Source organism: Paenibacillus darwinianus (genome assembly GCF_000598065.1).
In the GTDB taxonomy this organism is placed as follows: domain Bacteria; phylum Bacillota; class Bacilli; order Paenibacillales; family Paenibacillaceae; genus Paenibacillus_I; species Paenibacillus_I darwinianus.
The window spans coordinates 82,930-85,734 of record NZ_KK082138.1 but is presented as its reverse complement, the minus strand read 5'-3'; the positions used below and the strand labels follow the sequence as shown (position 1 = coordinate 85,734).

Here is a 2,805-nt window from a genome sequence, read left to right as displayed (position 1 = left end):
CGTTGGGCGTCAGCCATATTTGACCGTCCGCAACGGCTGTAAAGGCTCTCGGCTGAAAGATGACCCCCGAGACAGTGTTCGGAAAGCTTTGCGACTGCACCCGGTTAAGAATGACCGCCGCGACCGCCACCTGTCCCTCATAAGGCTCGCCGCGTGCTTCCCCGTATACGGCGTTGGCCATAATTTTCAGGTCGTTCTCGGACAACCCCAGCCGGTTGGACTTGGCCGCGCCGCCGATGCCTCCATTGTTACCCTTGCCGCCCTTACCTCCTCCGTTTGCGCGGTTGTTGTCGGCTGCGCCGCCGGGCAGTTCGTCCGCTGTCGGGCGCCATTCCTTTGTCGCTTCCCATAACTTTAGCTTTGTTTTTGCCCCTACGATACCGTCCGACTTCATACCGAACTTCCACTGGAACCAGGTAACGGCATTGCGCGTCGATTGTCCGAACTGACCGTCTACCTCTCCGCCGTAATAACCCAAATATTTTAACCGGCCCTGCAGCTCGTAAACGTCCTTGCCGCTCGAGCCGAGCCTTAATGTGGCGTTGCTGAACGTTTCGTTCGACAAGCCTTTGCCTGCATGCTGCATCGTAAATGCGCCGAACAAGAGGCATAAGATAACTGTTGTCGCTGCGAGCAGTCGTATTTTCATGCTGTCGATTCTGCCTTTCTATCGCATATTGGTGAAGCCGGACGCCTTTGCGAACGGTTATAGTATGCGAGAGAGGTCGAAATCCTATGCCTGCTCCTTGTTAAAAAGTGACGATGCGTCCGGCTGCTTGCTCCGAACGCAACAAAAAACTCCCGAAAAAGCGCGTGGCGCGCTTCTTCAGGAGCTTATTTTGCCGGCTTGAAATTGGTCGAGCGACATCAGTACCTCGCGGGGTTTGCTTCCCTCGTATGGCCCTACAACACCGCGCGCTTCCATCTGGTCGATCAGCCTCGCCGCCCGCGTATAGCCTACCCGCATCCGCCGTTGAAGCAGCGACACCGACGCTTGCTTGGCCTCCACCACGATCTGTACGGCCTGATCGAACAGCTCATCCACAATCTCATCTTCCTCAGGCCCGTTCTCCTCGATTTCGGGAACCAGATCCTCCTTGTATTCCGCCTGAGCTTGTTCCCGGGCGAAATGGACGACCGACTCGACTTCCTGATCGGACAGGAAGCCGCCCTGTACACGGATCGGCTTCGACATGCCGACGGGAAGGAAAAGCATATCACCGCGTCCAAGCAGCTTCTCGGCGCCCACCATATCGAGTATGGTGCGGGAGTCGACCTGCGACGATACGCCGAATGCGATCCGGGAAGGTATATTTGCCTTGATCACCCCCGTGATGACGTCGACGGAGGGACGCTGCGTCGCGATGATCAGATGAATGCCCGCCGCGCGCGCCATTTGGGCCAGCCGGGTGATGGCATCCTCCACGTCATTGGCTGCCACCATCATCAGGTCGGCAAGCTCGTCCACGATGACCACGATAAACGGCAATACCGCTGCCGGGTTATCCTTCATCAGCGTGTTGTAGCCCTCGATATTGCGTGTACCGGACTTGGAGAAAAGCTCGTACCGCTTCTCCATCTCGACGACGATTTTCTTCAGCGCAAGCGAAGCGCGGCGCGGATCGGTCACGACCGGAGCGAGCAGGTGCGGGATGCCGTTGTACATATTCAGCTCGACCATTTTCGGATCGATCATCAGAAATTTCACTTCGTCGGGCGCCGCTTTGTACAGAATGCTCGTAATGATCCCGTTGATGCACACCGATTTGCCGGAGCCCGTCGCGCCGGCGACCAGCAAGTGCGGCATTCTGGCCAGGTTGCCGATGATCGGCTGGCCCGAAATATCGCGGCCGAATGCGATCGAAAGCTTGGAAGGCGCCTGCTGGAAAGCCGGCGTCTCCATCACCTCGCGCATCGTGACCATCGACACCTCCGTATTCGGCACCTCAATGCCGATCGCGGACTTGCCGGGAATCGGCGCTTCCATCCGGATATCCTTCGCCGCCAGCGCGAGCGCGATATCGTCGGTCAGGCTGACGATGCGGCTCACCTTAACCCCGGTGGCGGGCTGCACCTCATAACGGGTCACGGCCGGTCCCCTCACCACGTCCAGAACGGTCGCTTTCACGCCGAAGCTTTCCAGCGTCGATTCGAGCTTGCGCTTCGAATCCGAAGCATCTGAAGGGCCCGACTTGCCGGATTGCGGCCGGGCCAGCAGGGTCATCGGCGGCAGCAAATACGGCTTCGAAGGCTTTATGCCCGGCTGTCCATCCTGCGCTGCTGTGCCGGCTGAGGCTGAGAAGGCTTGAACACCCACGACCGCGTCAGCGCCAATTATAGCGGAATCCGCCGCATCTTCATTGTGCGTTCCATGAATCGGCGCCAACGACTCCGGCCACATTGAGGGAGCTGGCGCCGCAGCCGGCTCCGGCTCTTGCTCCCACGGCGGCGCCGTGTCGCGGTCGTCCATGGACGGCGCCAAAGCTGCGGCGCCGTCTGCAGGCAGCGCCTCGTTCCTGCCGCTCCAGACGTCCATCCCTTCCAGCGGAGACTCCCCCGCCGTTTCCTGATCCCTGTCCGCAGCCGGCCGCTCGTGTCCGAGCGCGGCTGCGGCGGAGTTCTTGCGTGGCTGCAGCCAATTGAAGAACAGCGTCTTCTTGCGTCGCGGGGCCTTTACCGGCTCAAAGACCTCATCCATATCCTCATCCAGATCGTCATCGAGCACCAGCATCGGCAGCTCGTCTTCGCCGCTTTGCTGTTTGCGGACAGACGGTGCCGAAGACGCCGAAGGCTTGCGGCCGCCAC

At 59.8% G+C, this 2,805-nt stretch carries 2 protein-coding genes; both read right to left on the bottom strand.

The genetic code is table 11. From position 1 onward, the window contains the following. Positions 1 to 649 (bottom strand): cell wall hydrolase (locus BG52_RS04105; RefSeq protein WP_036666867.1); only part of this gene is annotated, 649 nt, incomplete at its 3' end. Between the two features lie 177 nt (positions 650 to 826). Further along, positions 827 to 2,805 (bottom strand): DNA translocase FtsK (locus BG52_RS04100; protein WP_223298911.1); only part of this gene is annotated, 1,979 nt, incomplete at its 5' end.